The sequence below is a fragment of the Membranihabitans marinus genome, assembly GCF_021729155.1.
GTDB lineage: Bacteria > Bacteroidota > Bacteroidia > Chitinophagales > Saprospiraceae > Membranihabitans > Membranihabitans marinus.
This window is the reverse complement of the sequence record NZ_JAJQYA010000003.1, coordinates 196,692-214,753: the sequence shown is the minus strand read 5'-3', so window position 1 is coordinate 214,753 and position 18,062 is coordinate 196,692. Positions and strand designations below refer to the sequence as shown.

Here is an 18,062-nt window from a genome sequence, read left to right as displayed (position 1 = left end):
GCAATTTATAGACTGATTCTTGTATAGATCAGCGAAAAAGATTTCTTCGGGACAAATATTAATGTCATCTGTAGGTAGTGAGTAGATTAATATCGATCGTTGATCGAACGACCTTGAAAAGTAAGGGCACATCTAAATCCTAGATACGAAGTTGCCGTATCTTGGTATTGCCAGTCTCTAACACCTGTTCTCAAAAAGTAACCTACATCCTTCCAAGATCCACCTCTGATCACCTTTCTTTTGAAGGCATCGGGATCTTCATCTGTAGCATCGTATTTGAAATCAGGATTTAAATCGTGTAAAAAGGCATAACTGTTTTCGTGGTAAGCAGAACTTGTCCATTCTGAAACATTTCCTGCCATATTGTACAGACCGAAGTCATTGGGATCGTATTTGTCGACGGCTACCGTCCATTGTCCACCATCTTCTGGATAGTTACCTCTACCCGGCTTAAAGTTGGCCAACAAACAACCTTTTGCATTTCTCAAACTATAAGCACCCCACGGGTATGGTACCAATTCATGACCTCCTCTAGAGGCATATTCCCACTCTGCTTCTGTCGGCAATCTGAATCCGTCGTTGCCAATTTGTTGTTCTTTTTGAGCATTCCATATTTTAGTTCTCCAATTGCAAAAAGCTTGGGCCTGGTGCCAATTCACACCAACTACAGGATAATTGTCATAGGCGGCATGAGAGAAATAATTTCTAGACATTGGCTCATTGAATGAATAAGCAAAGTCTCTAATCCACGCTAAAGTATCGGGATAGACATTTATTTGAAATTTTTCGACAAAATCACTTCGAGGTGATTTTCCTTTGTCCAAAGCTGCTGCTCTTAGATTGTATCTTTCCCATTGAAAATTCAATTTTCTAACATCTATTTCTCTTCGACCATCAACCATGTCATTGCCTTGATAAAACATTTCATCTAAGGTCTCGTCTCGATAATCCAACTCATAAGACCAATCGATCTTCTCGTTGCCATAATCGTCGGTAAATACATCTCCCATTATAAGGTGGGCAATACTATCGCGAACCCAATGTACAAACTGACGGTACTCGTTATTAGAGATTTCAGTCTCATCCATGTAAAAACCCTGAATGGATATGGCTTTAGGTCGTTGAACATAACTAAAGCTTATGTCTTGATCACTGGGTCCCATCATAAAGGTCCCAGATGGAATATTAACCATTCCGTATGGATTGATATCATTTTTCCAAGAAGGTCTATCTTCTACTCCTACTAAATCTCCCGTATTATTATTTCTACCACAGGAAGTCAACAGTGTTATTGCTAGCCCTATAAAAATTATACCTCTGAATTGCATTACCATTCCTAATTAATTTATTTCTTTCAGTTGCAAATATAATTCCAGTTCTGAATTATCATAACAACATTTTATCAGTTTATACTTTGACTTACTTTAAACGCAGCTATTTTGTTCTTTATTTTTCACATTCTTTGATTGAAGACTATTTTTTTTCCATTCAATCAAAAAACCTCAAAATGTTAATTTTTCAATTTGATACACAACAGCTTACCCAAAACCATCAAATTATTAAAATCCTCACAATATTAATATATAACTTGAAAATAGACCAGTATTTGAAGGATAAAATAAAAATATAACGCTATCTAGATAAAGACCAAACAGTATAGTATTATTTTTATAAATATATCAATCCAAAAATCTAGGATTGTATATAACCTTCTCTCGCTGAATTTTAAACAACGGTTCATCAATGATGTAACGCAAGCTTATTTCATGAGAATTGTCGTGTACCGTTCTCAGTTTGGACAAACCGAGGTCGAAGGAATAATAAACGTATGTATTTTTAATAAACTGATACCCAATTTGAATGATAGCAGCATCAATAGACATATTATTGTATCCACGCAAGTACAAACCACCTTTGAATATACCGCGATAATCTCCTCCTAACCCAATTTCAGTTTGTAAATAATTTGGACTTTTTTTCACCAACACCGAGGGAACCAATAGTATTTCATCATTGTATTCGTAGAAATAACTGCCCTGAAAAATATAGCTACGTCCTTGTTTGTAAGTAATATCTCCCAATTGATTCCCAAATCCATAGGCGAATGGACTTATATTTTGTAAACTCACTCCTACTTCAAAAAAATCATTAGAAAAAAACAATCCCCCGTTAATTTGAGGGGCAAGACCAGAAATGCGATCTTCACTGAGGATGGGGTCATTGTGATTCCCTCCCAAATTGTTGTACTCCCCTTCTGGAGCCCGCCAATCGTTGCCTAAAAAAGAGGTTCTATCCATGCCAGCAGACAAGCCCATAGACAAAAAACCAAAGGGCAAATCCAACATATAATTATAAGACAATAAAATATTTTGTCGTTTTACATTTCCTATTTGATCCCCCAAAATGACCAAGCCTACACCACTATTGATGACATCAACAGGAGTGCTAAAAGTCAATACCTGAGTGGTAGGTTGTCCGTCTATACTTTGCCATTGTGATCGAAAATGCCCTGAAAACTGAGTCACTCCGGTACTTCCTGCATAGGCAGGATTATAGACATATTTATCCCAATGACCGGATGATAATTGAGGCAGTTGCTGCCCCAAAATAGCACTGCTATACAGGATCAAAAAAATATATAATATGGAATTAAGTATATGTCTTCTCATCGCATTAACAATATGCAGAAAAAAAATGAGAAAATAAACTCAAATTTCTAGAATTAAACCATCATATGCCAATTTAACATTCTGAGGCAATTCAAACTCTACTTCACGATGCAATCCCATATTATGACTGAGATGTGTTAAATAGGCATTCCGAGGTTGAATTTGTTCAATTAATGCTACAGCCTCCTTTAAATTTAAATGAGAATGATGGGGCTTACGGTGAAGAGCACTTAATACCAAAACCTCTATTCCCCTTAATTCATGGATGACGGATTCATCAATAGTCTTCACATCTGTCAAATAGCAAAAATCATCGATTCTAAAACCTAAAATCTCCAAATTTCCATGGTGAACAGGTAGGGGTAATATTTTAACTCCCTTAATTTTAAAATCATCCCATGGTTCAATTTTTCTCAACTTCAATCGCGGAATTCCCGGGTATTGATTACGGGAAAAAACATAGGCAAACCGATGTTTCAAATCCTTAAGAACCCTATTCATTCCATATAATGTCACATCTTTTCGGAACAAAAAATTAAAAGGTCTTACATCATCCAATCCCGCCGTATGATCATTGTGTTCGTGCGTCAACAAAATACCTTGAAGTTTTCCCGGAAAACTTGCCAACATCTGAGTTCTAAAATCCGGGCCAATATCTACCACTAGATTTACTCCATTTTCTTGAATCAATATACTCGTTCGCAATCGCTTGTCGCGGTGGTCAGATGACTTACAAACCGCGCATTCACACCCAATGACTGGTATTCCTTGAGAGGTTCCACTCCCTAGTATTGTAACTTTCAACCTTTTATTTCTGTTATTTTATGATATAATTTTTGAAGATAGCGCATAGATTTGTCAGAAAGCAATATTTCTTTAGGTTCGGGAATATTTTCCATAATTTCTAACAAAGTCTCCATTTTCCCATCGATATCGTAGTATTTATTGACCACTATGACCTTCTTATCTTTCAATATGCAATATCCCGCCTTGAATTGCCCTTTTCCATATCTTACCTGATAGGACAATTCTTCGAAAATAGCTTGCATTTTTTTTAGTTGGCTGGCATTAAAGTTTCCCATAATAGCTTGATCTTTATTAAGTGAATGCGTTGTATCCCGTGATTTCTTGCCCCGTAATCAGTAAATGAATATCGTGACTTCCCTCATAGGTTACTAATGTTTCCAGATTCATTAAATGTCTCATGATGGGATAAGAAGACCTCAATCCCTCTGCTCCCAATATCTGTCTACAAGTACGCGCAGTATTTAAGGCCATTTCGACATTGGCCCTCTTGGCCATGGATATCTGTCCGGCAGTCACCTGGCCATTGTCGGCCAACTCTGCGAGGCGATAATTCATTAACTGAGCCTGAGCTATAGCCGTAACCGTCTCAGCTAATTTTTTTTGAACCATCTGAAATTGGGCCAAAGGTTTTCCAAATTGCTCTCGATTACAGGCGTAGTCCATCGCTGTATCACAACAGGCCAAAGCCGCTCCTACAGCTCCCCAGGCAATGCCAAAACGGGCTTTATTAAGGCAGGTCAACGCCGACCTCAAACCGCGGGCATGAGGCAATATATCTGATGCTTCTATTCTCACATCGTCCATTAATATATGACTGGTAATGGAAGCCCTCAATGACCACTTATCGTCGATGGTCTTCACCGACACCCCATTCTTTTTCATATCTAGCAACACGGCCACAATATGATCCTCCTCATTCTTAGCCCATATGATTCCAATATCTGCAATGCTTGCATTGGTAATCCATGCTTTGTCTCCACGCAACAAAAAATAATCGTCCTTCGCGACAAGTCTTGTTTCCATACCCTTGGGATTGCTGCCATGACGACTTTCTGTCATCCCAAAACACCCTATACATTGACCAGTAGCCAGTTTAGACAAATATTTTTGCTGTTGTTCTTCACTTCCAAATTCGGCAATGGGATACATGACCAATCCACCTTGAACTGACGCCATTGTCCTTAATCCCGAATCCCCTCTTTCCAATTCTTGCATGGCCAATCCATATGTGAGATATGACCAGTCACGCCCAGACTTCTCCTTGGACAGTTGACCTCCAAAACAGCCCAGTTCTGCCAATTCTGTCATCCATCTTATGTCCATACTGTGGTTTTGGGCATGAGTTTCTATCTCAGGTAAAATTCTCTGATCCACCCATTGCCTAATCGACTGCTGAATCTCTCGATCTGCGTCAGATAATTTGGATTCTAGTCCAAAATAATCCCTATGATTACTATTTTTTCTCATTACTTTGCGAAAAATTTCACGCTAAACTTAGAATTTATACCAGATGAATTTATAATTGACGGTTATATTTCGATTTATTTGAAGTTTATTATTTTGTTTATGATAGCAATAATTCAACCTAATATAATGATGCGTCGTCATGCCACAGAGTGCATGGCTTCACTCATCCGAAAGACATTAAGTCTTTCGGGTTGCCAAGAGGCAACTATATTCTTTCACGACGCAGCTAAGGCTGTGCTGCCACCCCTCTCAAAACTCGGACACCTACCCACCCGGAGCGTAGTGACTCCGGTTCCTTCATCAAAGGTCGATTTACGACCTTTGGTACTTCCTACTATATTCAGTCATATCATTGACCGATTTAAGGTCAATGGCTCTTTCCTCTCCCACCCCATACGCGGTGGCATTGGTGCCCTCATCCTATGTGACTTCATTCAGTTATATTCAGTCGTGGCCTCGTCAAACTTCTCATATACTCAAAATATTAACCGACATCATAAAAATGCATATGGTATTATTCTTCAATAATACCAAAATTTATACAACTACCGACTTATTATGAGAAGTAAAATTACATTAAAGGGCATGCATTTTAAAGCATTTCACGGATATTATGCAGAAGAACAGAAAATAGGAGGTGAATACAAAATCGATTGCGAATTTGAATACGACATTCAATCTGCCATTGAAAAAGATGCTTTAGAGGATACCGTAGATTACGAAGCCATATATGCTGTTTGCAAAGAAGAAATGGCAAAACCCAAGAAACTGATTGAAACCGTGGGATACGATTTAGGGCAAACCCTCTTGAAATCCTTCCCTATTATTCAATCCCTTCAATTGACAATTCACAAACTCAATCCCCCGATAATGGGACATATGGATAGTGCGAGTTTCACCATATGCCTATAAGAATATGAGGGTTGAATTTAAATCCTTCAACCGCAATATTTCATTCCTTCAAGCCGACCCCTCATTCAATAAGACTTATTGAACGAGGGGGAATTTATCGTTGATTAAAATACAATACAGTTCAATTCAGCAAATATTTCACTACTAAATATTCTGTTGATAACAACGCGGAAAAATAGTTGAAAATTCCTATAATTTATGTTGCGAAAGAGGTTCCACAACCACAAGTATCCGATGCGTTGGGGTTGTTGAAAGAAAACCCTCTGTTATTTAAACCATTCTCAAAATCGATCTCAATACCCAGCAGATAAATCGCATGGGCTTTATCTATAATTACTTCAAGACCATTGATGGTATATTTTTTATCGTTCTCTTTCAATTCATCAAATCCTAAAATATATGAAAAACCAGAACAACCTCCACCTTTCACCCCAATACGCAAAGCATAATCATTGGGAATAGATTCTTGTTCCCTAATTTTTATTAATTCTTTTACTGCTCCATCAGTTAAAATTATTGGCTCAATAGTACTGGCAGTTTTTACTTCTTTCATACGACATTCTTCAATTCTTGGCGATTAAAATAATATTCCCTAATTTAACACAAAGTAAAAAAGAAAAGTTTATTTTTCGCTATGAATAATTTTATACCTACATATATCTTTTTTGCGCTCTGTTTATTTGTAACCGTAATCACCTTATGGTTTTTGTTTAAATTTATTCAACAGAAAATGGATCATTTTGAACGAATGATCCTGACCAATCAAACCAATCCTCTGTCGGAAACCATGTTACAGCGAAAACTTCAGGCTTATGAAAGATTGGCTCTTTTTACTGAGCGTATTCAGTTCCCCAATGTGATCAGAAGGTGTCTTCCCGATGCAAACAACACTTCAAGCCTGATTCAAAACATGAAAATGGATATTCAATTGGAATACGAACACAACATTACCCAACAGTTGTATGTATCCAATAAATTATGGGAGATTATCTCCATTGCCAAGGACGATGCCATTCAAACATTGGATGAATTGAACCAAGATTTGGAAACTTATCAATCGGAGCAGGTGTTTATCCATGCATTAATGGACAAACTAGGTCAAAGAACATTTAATCCACTCGATACAGCGACTGCTGCAATACGGACGGAAGTAGCTCATTTGATATAACTAGCAACAATGAAGTATTCTAAGTTTTTCACCTTTACCATCTTCTGTTTGGCGCTATTGCTCAGCGGATGTAAGCCTTATGCACATTTAAGTCAAGCACATTTTGAAAGATACAATGTTGCCGAAACCGAAATAGAAGGCGATGAAGTAAAGGCCATAAATGATATTATCGAACCCTACCGCATAGAGGAAGAGAGGGAGATGAATACTGTAATAGCCACAGTACCGACTATCATGACCAGACAAAATGTAGAATCTACCATAGGCAATTGGGTGGCCGATGCCATGGATGAATATATCGAGACCAATACGGGAGAAACCATGGATCTATCCATTTGCAATTACTTCGGTATTCGCATTACAAGATTGGCCGCAGGAGATCTAAAGGTCGGTCAAATTTATGAGCTGATGCCCTTTGACAATTATTTAGTGACCATGGAAATAGATGGCTCCACCCTATTACAATTACTCGAAGTCATCGCTTCCAATGACGGATGGCCAGTAAGCAAACAACTGTCAATGACCATTGCCGATGGACAAATACAATCTGCGACACTGAATGGGCAAGCCATAGATGAGGGGCGTAATTACCGCATAGGTCTAAGCGATTATTTGGCCAATGGAGGGAGTAATCTTTCCTTTCTCAAAGACCTTCCCTATAACAATACCGGAGTGTATTTGAGAGACGCGTTTATTGAAATAGCCAAAAAACACGGCGTTGTAAGTGCTGAATTAGAAGGACGAATTAAAAAAGTAAATCCATAATCATGCTGAGAAGAAAATTTATTAAATGGTCCTCTTTGGCAAGTCTTTCACTGACCATGAACCCCTTTGCTCACGATATATTGGCCAGAAAAACAGATTGGATCAAACTAACCATCTTGCACACCAATGATGTCCATTCTCGAATAGATCCCTTTCCCGACGATGGCAGTAGAAATGCCAATGCTGGAGGAGCAGCCAAGAGAGCAGCATTGATCCAACAGATTAGATCTAAAGAAAAAAATGTCTTATTACTCGATAGTGGAGATATTTTTCAGGGCACCCCCTACTTCAATCTTTTCAAAGGAGAATTGGAAATAAAATTAATGTCGGCCATGGAATATGACGTGGCAACAATAGGGAATCACGACTTCGATTTGGGTTTGGAAGGCTTCGACAAACAATTGCCTCATGCCAACTTCGATTTTGTTTCGTCCAATTACGACTTTAGCGACACTATGTTAAATAATAAAATTTTACCATATGTTATAAAACGAAAAGGTGGCATAAAAATTGGTATATTCGGACTGGGGATACAACTGGAGGGATTAGTGCCCCAACAGTTATACGGAAACACTATTTATACAGATCCTATCACCGTTGCCAATCAAACTGCAAAGCGATTGAAACACGATGAAGACTGTGATGTAGTCATCTGTTTATCCCATTTGGGATTTAAATATGATAATTCAAAAATTGACGATTTAAAACTAGCGGAACATACGGAAAACATTGACTTGATTTTAGGCGGACATACACATACCTTTCTGGTGGAACCCATTCTTGTAAAAAATCGCAAGGAGGAAGATGTCATTATCAATCAAGCGGGATGGGCCGGTATTTTACTGGGAAGAATTGACTTATTTTTAGAGAAAAGCAAATCGAAAAAATGCTACGACTGTAAAAATTTAAAAGTTCTTTAACGAAAGTTTTATTATCCATTTGAGGAATATTATATTTATAAATGAAAATATGAAAACAGAATAACATACGGCATTATAAAAATCGTCGTTATATTATTTCATTAAAAACATATTCTATGTTTATTTAATATGAAAATATTCTGATCTTTTGTACGAAATCATTCCATTTACGAATTTTTTTTTTGAAAATTCGTAGCCCAATAAACTGAATTTGTTTCCTCGCACTGGAAATTTAGGATTTTATTAATCGACAAAGTTAATAGTACATGGTAAATGATGGCAGAAACATCTGGGATAAATGCCTACAAATAATAAAAACAGAGATTAACCCTCAAGCCTATAAGACGTGGTTTGAGCCAATAGAGCCTGTGCGGTTTGATAAAAAAATATTGACCATACAAGTGCCCAATAATTTTTTCTACGAGTGGATAGAAGAACACTACGTTCATTTAATGAAGAAAGCCCTATTGGAAGTAATAGGCAATAGTGCTGGACTCAATTATCGAATCTTAAAAACAAAACAAGACGATTCCAATGCGGTGAAAATAGATAAGCAGCAATTGGATACTGAAAAAACCAATATTAAAAACCCTTTTGTATTTCCAGGTATTAAAAAATTGAAGATTGATCCCAATCTCAATGCACAGTACCATTTCGACAATTACGTGGAAGGCGATTGCAATCGATTGGCGCGAAATGCAGGGATGGCAATATCTAAAAAACCAGGTGGAACCGCTTTCAACCCCTTGGTGATATACGGTGATGTAGGTTTGGGAAAAACCCACCTCGCTCACGCTATAGGAAACCAAGCGCTAAAAGAAAATGACCAGAAACAAATTCTCTATGTTTCTTCAGAAAAATTCACCAATCAGATTGTTCACGCCATCAAAAATGGGGAGATCGATGATTTGCTCAATTTTTATCACCAATTGGACATACTTATCGTAGACGACATTCAGTTTTTTGCCAATAAGACCAAGACCATGGATATTTTCTTCCATATCTTCAATCAATTGCACCAAGACGGCAAACAATTGGTATTGACATCTGATCGTCCGCCAAAAGATTTGGAGGGAATGGAAGAAAGATTAATTTCTAGATTTAAATGGGGTTTAACCGCTGACCTTCAATCTCCAGACTATGAAACTCGAATGGCCATTTTGGACAACAAAATGTTGACGGAAGGCTTGGAATTACCGGACAATGTATTGGAATTTATCTGTTACAATGTCAAGAACAATATCAGAGAATTGGAAGGGGTATTGGTATCATTGATTGCACAATCCAGTCTCAACAATAGAGAGATCGACCTCGAAATCACCAAAGAAGTGGTTCAAAAATTCGTGGAACAAGTGAGCAAGGAAATCACCATCCAGAGCATTCAGGAATTGGTAGCTAGTCATTTTAAAATTGAGGCCGATCATTTACAAAGTAAGTCGAGAAAAAGAAATATTGTAATAGCGCGACAATTGTCAATGTATTTTGCAAAAAAACATACTAACAAATCGTTAAAAACCATCGGGGACACCTTTGGTGGTCGAGATCATAGTACGGTTATTTATTCCTGCAAAACCGTGAAAGATCTCATGGATACAGATAAAATATTTAAGGAAACTGTGGATGATTTGGAAAAGAAAATCACAATGAGCCTTCATTCAAAATAATTTTTGCGAGTTTTTAAATAAATATTTTATATTTGCCAGCCGAAAGAAGATAGATTCAAAATATCTCAACGATATATAACAGAAAGGTGAGGTGGGTGAGTGGCTGAAACCACCGGTTTGCTAAACCGACGTACTGTAAGGTACCGCGGGTTCGAATCCCGCCCTCACCGCTTTTTGTTAACTCCTTCGAAAGAAATTCATCTAACAATTCTCCGTTTCACAGATTCATTTTACAGGTTTACAACGGCATATATTTTTTATAGCTCTCTCTATATATATTTACCTAGGAAAGACTCCTTCTTATTTTTCTTTTAATTTCTTGACATAGACAATCTTTTTTACAGTATTATTGTTTATTTTCTACTTCATGTTATCATCTTCTGTCATTGGAAGTCAACCTCTGTTAAGACGTGGTGATGAAGAATTATACTTATATCGATAAATCTGCTAATTCATGATCGAAACCGACAAAACAAAAAATACAACATCGAATCAAATTATTTTAGATGACTTGTTGAAAAAACAGCATCTCATATATCAAGGAGGAGGAAGTGCTAAAATTGAAAAACAGCATGTCAAAGGAAAACTTACCGCCAGAGAGCGAATCGACTATTTAATGGATGCAGATAGTGAATTTTATGAATTGGGCTTATTCGCAGGGTATGAAATGTACAAAAATGAAGGAGGATGTCCAGCTGGAGGGGTCATAGTAGGTATAGGCAATATAAATCAGCGACAGGTCATAGTAGTAGCCAATGACGCCACTGTCAAAGCCGGAGCTTGGTTTCCCATTACCTGTAAAAAGAATTTAAGAGCTCAAGAAATAGCCATTGAAAATCGGCTTCCTATAGTATACCTAGTAGACAGTGCTGGAGTATTTTTACCCATGCAAGATGAAATTTTTCCAGACAAAGAACATTTCGGTCGGGTATTTAGAAACAATGCCATATTGTCCAGTATGGGCGTACCGCAAATTTCGGCCATAATGGGAAGTTGTGTTGCAGGAGGAGCTTATCTTCCCATCATGTCGGACGAATCCATCATTGTCAAAGGCACTGGCTCGATTTTCTTGGCTGGTCCCTATCTGGTAAAAGCCGCCATCGGAGAAAATGTAGATCAGGAAACCCTAGGTGGTGCCAGTACTCATTCTGAGATATCGGGAGTGACCGATTACGCAGTAGAAACCGATGAAGAATGCTTAGACAAAATCAAAGATATCGTCGGCAATATGGGGATAGTTCATCAGTCTCACTTGGCGAGAAGTCAAGCTGAATCCCCTAGCCTAGCTGTCCAAGAAATCTTATCACATTTTCCCGAACAGAGGAATCTTCCCTACGATTCATATAAAATATTGGACTGTATTGTTGACCGCAATACCTTTACCGAATATAAGGCAGGTTATGGCCAAACCATTATCTGTGGCTATGGCAAAGTCGATGGATGGCATGTAGGCATAGTAATGAACAATCGGGCCATAGTAAAGACCAAAAAAGGAGAAGTTCAAATCGGAGGGGTTATCTATTCAGATTCTGCGGACAAGGCCACTCGTTTTATCCTAAACTGCAATCAGAAAAAAATACCCCTAGTCTTTTTACACGATGTAACTGGATTTATGGTCGGTTCGAGATCCGAACACGGTGGAATTATTAAAGATGGTGCCAAAATGGTCAATGCAGTAGCCAATTCTACCGTCCCTAAAATCTCTATCATTTTGGGCAATTCAAACGGAGCTGGCAATTATGCCATGTGCGGTAAAGCTTATGACCCACGATTTATTTTTGCTTGGCCTACGGCCCAAATAGCCGTCATGGGAGGAAGTCAAGCCACTAAGGTATTATTGCAAATAGAAGAAAGTAAAAAACAATACAACGAAGACGATCACGCAGAACGATTAGAAAAAATCAAACAAAAATACGAACGTGAAACTTCGGCTTATTATGCAGCGGCTCGGTTATGGGTGGATGAAATTATACGGCCAGACCAAACCAGAGAATACATTTCAATGGCTTTAAAGGTAGCGCAAAACGCAGCTATCAAACCCTTTAATACCGGTGTAATACAAACCTAAGTAATGACGAACAAAGACCATAATTCACTGGATGACCTCAAGATCATCGACTGCCCGAGGGATGCCATGCAGGGAATAAAAACCTTTATCCCAACGGAGTTGAAAATAAGATATATCAATGCCTTACTCAAAATAGGTTTTGACACTCTGGATTGTGGCAGTTTTGTTTCTCCCAAAGCCATTCCTCAAATGAGGGATACTGGAGAGGTTTTGAATGGATTGGACTTGAGCAATACTTCCACAGAATTGCTGTGCATTATTGCCAATTATCGAGGAGCCAAAGAAGCAGTAGAATACCCTCAAATAAGGTATTTGGGTTTTCCATTTTCCATATCTGAGACTTTCCAACTCCGAAACACCCATGCCACCAGGGAAGAAGCCTTTGAACGCATCCGTGAAATTCAAGACCTATGTCTTCGCAAAAACAAAGACCTCGTCGTTTATTTTTCTATGTGTTTTGGCAATCCATATGGAGATTTATGGCATCCCGATATCATTGTATATTGGGCTGAACGATTCAAGGCAATTGGCGTAAAGATCATCTCTCTATCAGACACCATTGGCATGGGTAGTCCATCCCTCATTGGTCAAGTCGTGCAAACCATGAAAGGTGATTTCAATCAAATCGAATTTGGCTTACACTTACACACCTTACAAGATAATTGGAAAGAAAAAATAGATACTGCATTCTCATTTGGCTGTTTGCGATATGACGGAGCGATCAAAGGCTATGGAGGCTGCCCTATGGCCCAAAATGATTTAATAGGCAATATGCCTACCGAACATTTATTAAACTATTTCAAGGACAAAGGAGTTAATAAATTTAAACTAGAATACTTACCAGAAGTATTAGAGATATCCAATGAAATATTTTTATAAATGGAAGAAACCAATTCAACCCAAAAACTATTAAATGCTGCCCAGTGGCCAGTATCCATGATCATCATTATGTGGGTATCCAAATTACTTGAGATCTTTGGCGGCTTGCATTTTTCTAATTGGGGGGTATGGCCTCGTCATATTGAAGGACTTTGGGGCATTTGGGCTTCTCCATTCATCCATGGATCTATGGGGCATTTGATCAACAACAGTGTTCCCTTTTTCGTATCGGGACTTATTATATTTTATTTTTACAGAAAGATCGCCCTTCCCACCCTAGCCATCATCTGGACCTTGACCGGTTTATTGGTATGGATATTTGGCAAACCAGCATTTCATATTGGGGCCAGCGGAGTGGTATACGGAATGGTTTCCTTTATCTTTTGGGCAGGGATCTTTAACAGAGATCGCAAATCAATAGTCCTGTCTCTGATTATATTATTTCTCTACAGTGGTATGTTTTACGGTGTGCTTCCCAACCAACCAGGGGTGTCTTGGGAGAGCCATTTACTCGGTGGCATCGTCGGAATATTAGTGGCCTATTTGTTTAAAAATCGAGAAGAGGACAGCGACGAATGGGACGAAGACGAAGAAAGTGATTACTTCTTTGAACCCGATACCTTTACCACTACCAAGCAAGAGCGGTACTGGAATAACCGCACATAATACTTTAAAATATATATATCGTTAAATCTTTAAAGACTTCAATACAAAGGCTGGTGGAATATTAATCGGTTGAAAGTACACACTTACATTACCGAAAATGTCGCTATACATTTTCTTGGCGACCAAGGAATAATGAATTTGCAAATATTCCCCATCTGCTCTTAAAACCTTTTGAGCCAACCTTACAATATTAGTAGCGATATGTTTGGGTATAACGGTAAAAGGCAATGCCGAAAATACTATATCCACTTCTTCCATCTTGAACTGCCTCGTATAATCTTCCAATTTCTCCGCTGAATCAGCGATAATGATCAATCGATCATCGTTAATTTTGTTCAGGGTATCTAAGAATTTTTCATTGATCTCAAAAGATAACAACCGACAGTTATCCGGCATTCTTTCTAATATATGTTTGGTCAAAACCCCATCTCCTGCTCCCAATTCAACAATACATTTAGCATTGTGAATCTTACTGTGATTAACCATTTTATCACATAGGTACCTCGAACTACGTGTAACTGTACCTACGGTTTTTATATTCCTAATTCCCTCTTTAAAGAATTTAAATCTATTCATATTATTTCAAGTCTATAAGGTAGTTCTTTAAATCTGGATATTTTGCTAATAGCGAAACATTGATATCACTTCTCAATATTTCATAATATCGATCAAAAGCGACTATGGCAGCCTGTTTGAACCCCTGTTCTTTAATATTAATTATCTGTTCTTTGGCAAGTGCAAATGTAGGATATATACCACTATAATAAGATATTAAATTGTCATTAAGTTTCCTTTCTAACACAACATCTTGAAAATCAGCCAACAAAGAACCTTTCAACACTTGATTTTCATCCATCAATTTCACTCTATAATAAAGTCCTGGTAGAATTTCCTCGGAATTCCCACCATTTTTGATTTTTTCCCATGCCGATTTAGTATCCTCATTTTCACCTTTAAATGGCAGAGCATTGTTATTGACTATTTCAATTTCTATCCTATTGTTTTTTGCATACACATTGTCTACTTTGATTGAGGAAGTAGATGCAACTTGATATTGACCAGCGAAAGACCATATCTTCAGTTTACTCGGACTCACATTGTGATCCGTTAAATACTGAGAGACCATTTGACCTCTTAGATATCCATTATACAAACTAAAACCGGTCAATTGATTGGCGGACGAATATACTTTAACTACAAAATTGAGGTGAGGATAAAATTGATGATACCGAATCACTTCATCCAGAATCTTGGTATTTTCTGCACTTAGAATATTGCCTTGATTGGTATAGTAGAGATCTGATATGTCGAGTTTCGAAGGATTACCATATTTATCTACAGGTATGACTTCCTTAAATGAATGATAGGCAGGAACCTGATAAAACAGAGGTGGAGTAGCTCTATGGATTTGTGGCAAGTGTATGTTTTCAAAAAATATTTCATAGAGGTCAAATTGACCATAACCATTGGGGCGATTGGATGCAAGGATAGCTTTATTGCCTTCTGGCGACCATCGGAATCCTACGTCATCCTTACCCGAATTAATAGGCTTGCCGAGATTGATTACTTCCCCCCACTCTCCCCTATCATCGTCATAGGTTGACTGCAGAACATCATAATCTCCCATACTTCGATCCCCATTCGCACTAAAGTAAATATTGCGACCATCTTTAGTAATAAAAGGAGTTATTTCGTCGAATGAAGAATTAATATCAGGTCCAAGGTTTTCCACCTTCCACTTGCCCAATACCCAATAGGCGATATAGATGTCATAACCACCCAAACCTTCCCTTAAATTACTGGAGAACAATATTGTAGAATCATTGACAAAATATAGATCTCGATCACCTTTTGCGGTTGAAAACACAGGATGATCCAATGAATTATTGATATTGATTCCCGACTCATCCGTCACCGTATGCACCTTCATATGATCGTCTGAAGAACCATCATATTCGGAATAATAAACAGACATTCCATTTTGACTAAATGAATATAATATTTGATCGCGGTTTTGGACCAAGTCCTCATCCAATACTTTTAAGTCATCATATTTTCCAACTTGGACTCCAACACCGTACATCTGATATATACTTTGTCGATTTATGGCTGCCATATTACTACCATTAGACGAAAAGTATAATCGATCGCTAAAATTAGGAGAATAAATGGGACCTATTTCATTCGATTTAGTATTAATTGTCCCACCTAGATTTTCTATATATAAATCTATGGGATCATGGTTGTTCTGGACACCTATCCAAGTTTGCTTCAATTTCAGATACACCTCTGAGTTAATTTTTTTGTCCTTTTCTTTTTGCAAATATGATTTATATGACATTCTGGCCTGAGAGAATAGTCCCATACCTTGATATGCCTGCCCCAATAAATAATAATATATAGGGTCATATTTCTTTTCTGTAGCCTGAACAAACTCCAGTACCTGCAATGCTTCACTCGGTCGATCCAAGTCCAACAACAGCTTGGCATAGCGATATCGTTCTTGAATTTGCCCTGGATGGGACTCCAATAATTTTGCGTAGTAGAGGGTGGCTTTTTCTCCTTGGCCGGATTCCTCCATTTGAGTGGCCATTCTTTTTAAGGATTTTTTACTCTGGCTATAACCTGAAGATCCTGTCAATAGCATAATGCCCAAAATCGTAAGAATTAGGAAAGTACTATTGCCAATCTTTTTCTTCAAGTTAAAAATCATCATCGTCAAAGTCTTCTAACTTATCCGAGATAGCCTTCAAGAAGCTTCCTCCGAGATATCCATCAATGAGTCGATGATCAAATGACAATGACATAAACATCTTGTGTCTAATACCTATAAAATCACCTTCTTCTGTTTCTATTACGGCTGGTTTTTTAACAATGGCTCCGGTAGCTAATATGGCCACTTCGGGCTGATTGATCAGTGGTGTGCCAAAAAGATTACCAAAGGTCCCTATATTGCTTAGGGTAAATGTTCCCTGTCTTATTTCATCTGCACTCAAACTATTCTTACGTGCTCTGTTGACCAAATCACTACATTGACCGGCCAAGCCCACTAAATTATAGCGATCGGCATTCTTAACTACAGGTACTATTAAAGTATTGTCGGATAAGGCTGTAGCTATACCCACATTGATATATTTCTTTAAGATTACTTTCTTACCATCAATAGTGGCATTTAGATAGGGAAACTCATGCAGTAATTCCGCAATAATCTTCACAAAAATCGGGGTAAAGGTCAATTTCACTCCAAATTGCTTAAAGAATTTGTCTTTATTTCGATTTCTCCAATTGACGATCTTCGTCATATCGGTCTCAATAACCGAGGTCACATGAGCAGCCACTACTTTGGAATGCATCATGTGGTCGGCAATAGCAGATCTTACCCGAGTCATTTCAATAACTTCCTCTAAATCAGAGTTGTGGGAAACTTTACTTGCATTTTCCTTAAATCCATTAATCAGACTATCTTTACTCGTCTCACTGATCGACTCGGTGCTACTATCCTTTCCTTCCTTTCTATGGTCTAAGAAAGTCATAACATCTTCTTTGGTGATTCGACCAGCTAACCCACTTCCGTGAATACCTGCCAATTCTCCAGCTGATATATTTTCTTTTTCAGCAATCATCCTCACCAATGGCGAATAAAATCGATTATCCGACTCCTTTATAGCCAATGTAGCAGAATGATCCTCATCGCTTACCGGATGAATTACCGCATTTTCTACCATTGACGTTTCCTCTACTTTAGGAGAAACAGATTCAGCCTCATCAAACAATTTGTGTACGGTTTCACCTGAATTGTTTTCCACTTCAATAATGGCTATAATTTCTCCTACCTTGATTACTTCGTCCACATTTGCTCGCAGTTCTACCACTCTCCCAGATACAGGGGAAGGAATTTCTGAATCTACTTTATCAGTGGCCACTTCCAAGACTATATCATCTTGTACTACTTCTTGACCTTCTTCAACCAACCAATTGAGGATGGTTGCTTCAAATATAGATTCTCCCATCTTGGGCATCACAAGTTCATATATAGCCATCTTCCGTATTTCTTTTTTCTAAAATGTAAAAGTAAGG

Annotated in this window: 17 protein-coding genes and 1 tRNA gene; 9 read left to right on the top strand and 9 right to left on the bottom strand. The window is 37.9% G+C overall.

The features are described from left to right. Nucleotides 1-86 precede the first annotated feature (86 nt). The 5 genes from porK to LVD51_RS03275 all read right to left on the bottom strand — a co-directional run bounded on the left by porK (nucleotide 87) and on the right by LVD51_RS03275 (nucleotide 4,943). A complete protein-coding gene (gene porK / locus LVD51_RS03295; RefSeq protein ID WP_394803145.1) occupies nucleotides 87-1,328 on the bottom strand; it encodes a T9SS ring complex lipoprotein PorK/GldK in 1,242 nt (413 codons plus the stop codon). Between the two features lie 351 nt (nucleotides 1,329-1,679). Continuing rightward, the gene (locus tag LVD51_RS03290) at nucleotides 1,680-2,669 is read right to left on the bottom strand and encodes a PorP/SprF family type IX secretion system membrane protein (RefSeq protein ID WP_236969762.1); all 990 of its coding nucleotides are present in this window, start codon (nucleotides 2,667-2,669) and stop codon (nucleotides 1,680-1,682) included. 39 nt (nucleotides 2,670-2,708) lie between these two features. After that, nucleotides 2,709-3,473 (bottom strand): MBL fold metallo-hydrolase, encoded by a 765-nt coding sequence (locus LVD51_RS03285; protein WP_236969761.1) that lies wholly within the window; start codon nucleotides 3,471-3,473, stop codon nucleotides 2,709-2,711. Beyond that, nucleotides 3,470-3,751: a hypothetical protein gene (locus LVD51_RS03280; RefSeq protein ID WP_236969760.1), complete on the bottom strand. Its 282-nt coding sequence runs from the start codon at nucleotides 3,749-3,751 to the stop codon at nucleotides 3,470-3,472. Before LVD51_RS03280 ends, LVD51_RS03285 begins: the two co-directional genes overlap by 4 nt. A 16-nt stretch (nucleotides 3,752-3,767) precedes the next feature. Further along, nucleotides 3,768-4,943, bottom strand: a complete 1,176-nt coding sequence (locus LVD51_RS03275; RefSeq protein ID WP_236969759.1) for an acyl-CoA dehydrogenase family protein — start codon at nucleotides 4,941-4,943, stop codon at nucleotides 3,768-3,770. A 558-nt stretch (nucleotides 4,944-5,501) separates the two neighbouring features. Between LVD51_RS03275 and folB the strand changes: the two genes are divergently transcribed. Continuing rightward, complete coding sequence (gene folB, locus LVD51_RS03270; RefSeq protein ID WP_236969758.1) at nucleotides 5,502-5,855, top strand: dihydroneopterin aldolase; 354 nt, start codon at nucleotides 5,502-5,504, stop codon at nucleotides 5,853-5,855. Between the two features lie 196 nt (nucleotides 5,856-6,051). On the opposite strand, the gene LVD51_RS03265 is transcribed toward folB, so the two are convergent. Next, complete coding sequence (locus LVD51_RS03265; RefSeq protein WP_236969757.1) at nucleotides 6,052-6,408, bottom strand: HesB/IscA family protein; 357 nt, start codon at nucleotides 6,406-6,408, stop codon at nucleotides 6,052-6,054. An 81-nt stretch (nucleotides 6,409-6,489) separates the two neighbouring features. Between LVD51_RS03265 and LVD51_RS03260 the strand changes: the two genes are divergently transcribed. The 8 genes from LVD51_RS03260 (at nucleotide 6,490) to LVD51_RS03225 (ending at nucleotide 13,985) form a co-directional block, all read left to right on the top strand. Further along, nucleotides 6,490-7,023, top strand: a complete 534-nt coding sequence (locus LVD51_RS03260; protein WP_236969756.1) for a DUF7935 family protein — start codon at nucleotides 6,490-6,492, stop codon at nucleotides 7,021-7,023. Nucleotides 7,024-7,032: 9 nt separating this feature from the next. Further along, nucleotides 7,033-7,788 carry a 5'-nucleotidase C-terminal domain-containing protein gene (locus LVD51_RS03255; RefSeq protein ID WP_236969755.1) on the top strand — a complete coding sequence of 252 codons (756 nt, stop codon included), beginning with the start codon at nucleotides 7,033-7,035 and terminating at the stop codon, nucleotides 7,786-7,788. A 2-nt stretch (nucleotides 7,789-7,790) separates the two neighbouring features. Next, nucleotides 7,791-8,708, top strand: coding sequence for a bifunctional metallophosphatase/5'-nucleotidase (locus LVD51_RS03250; RefSeq protein WP_236969754.1), 918 nt, complete (start codon nucleotides 7,791-7,793; stop codon nucleotides 8,706-8,708). 266 nt (nucleotides 8,709-8,974) lie between these two features. Then, nucleotides 8,975-10,372, top strand: a complete 1,398-nt coding sequence (gene dnaA, locus LVD51_RS03245; RefSeq protein ID WP_236969753.1) for a chromosomal replication initiator protein DnaA — start codon at nucleotides 8,975-8,977, stop codon at nucleotides 10,370-10,372. Between the two features lie 85 nt (nucleotides 10,373-10,457). Further along, nucleotides 10,458-10,542 (top strand) — tRNA-Ser (locus LVD51_RS03240). A 284-nt stretch (nucleotides 10,543-10,826) separates the two neighbouring features. Continuing rightward, a complete protein-coding gene (locus tag LVD51_RS03235) occupies nucleotides 10,827-12,440 on the top strand; it encodes an acyl-CoA carboxylase subunit beta (RefSeq protein ID WP_236969752.1) in 1,614 nt (537 codons plus the stop codon). A 3-nt stretch (nucleotides 12,441-12,443) separates the two neighbouring features. Next, complete coding sequence (locus LVD51_RS03230) at nucleotides 12,444-13,319, top strand: beta/alpha barrel domain-containing protein (RefSeq protein WP_236969751.1); 876 nt, start codon at nucleotides 12,444-12,446, stop codon at nucleotides 13,317-13,319. Beyond that, nucleotides 13,320-13,985 carry a rhomboid family intramembrane serine protease gene (locus tag LVD51_RS03225; RefSeq protein ID WP_236969750.1) on the top strand — a complete coding sequence of 222 codons (666 nt, stop codon included), beginning with the start codon at nucleotides 13,320-13,322 and terminating at the stop codon, nucleotides 13,983-13,985. 21 nt (nucleotides 13,986-14,006) lie between these two features. On the opposite strand, the gene LVD51_RS03220 is transcribed toward LVD51_RS03225, so the two are convergent. The 3 genes from LVD51_RS03220 to LVD51_RS03210 are packed head-to-tail and all read right to left on the bottom strand — an operon-like array spanning nucleotide 14,007 to nucleotide 18,025. Then, entirely contained in the window at nucleotides 14,007-14,561 is a 555-nt protein-coding gene (locus LVD51_RS03220) for a class I SAM-dependent methyltransferase (protein ID WP_236969749.1), read from the bottom strand. A 1-nt stretch (nucleotide 14,562) separates the two neighbouring features. Next, nucleotides 14,563-16,701 (bottom strand): hypothetical protein, encoded by a 2,139-nt coding sequence (locus LVD51_RS03215; protein WP_236969748.1) that lies wholly within the window; start codon nucleotides 16,699-16,701, stop codon nucleotides 14,563-14,565. After that, nucleotides 16,688-18,025, bottom strand: coding sequence for a dihydrolipoamide acetyltransferase family protein (locus tag LVD51_RS03210; protein WP_236969747.1), 1,338 nt, complete (start codon nucleotides 18,023-18,025; stop codon nucleotides 16,688-16,690). Before LVD51_RS03210 ends, LVD51_RS03215 begins: the two co-directional genes overlap by 14 nt. Nucleotides 18,026-18,062 lie beyond the last annotated feature (37 nt).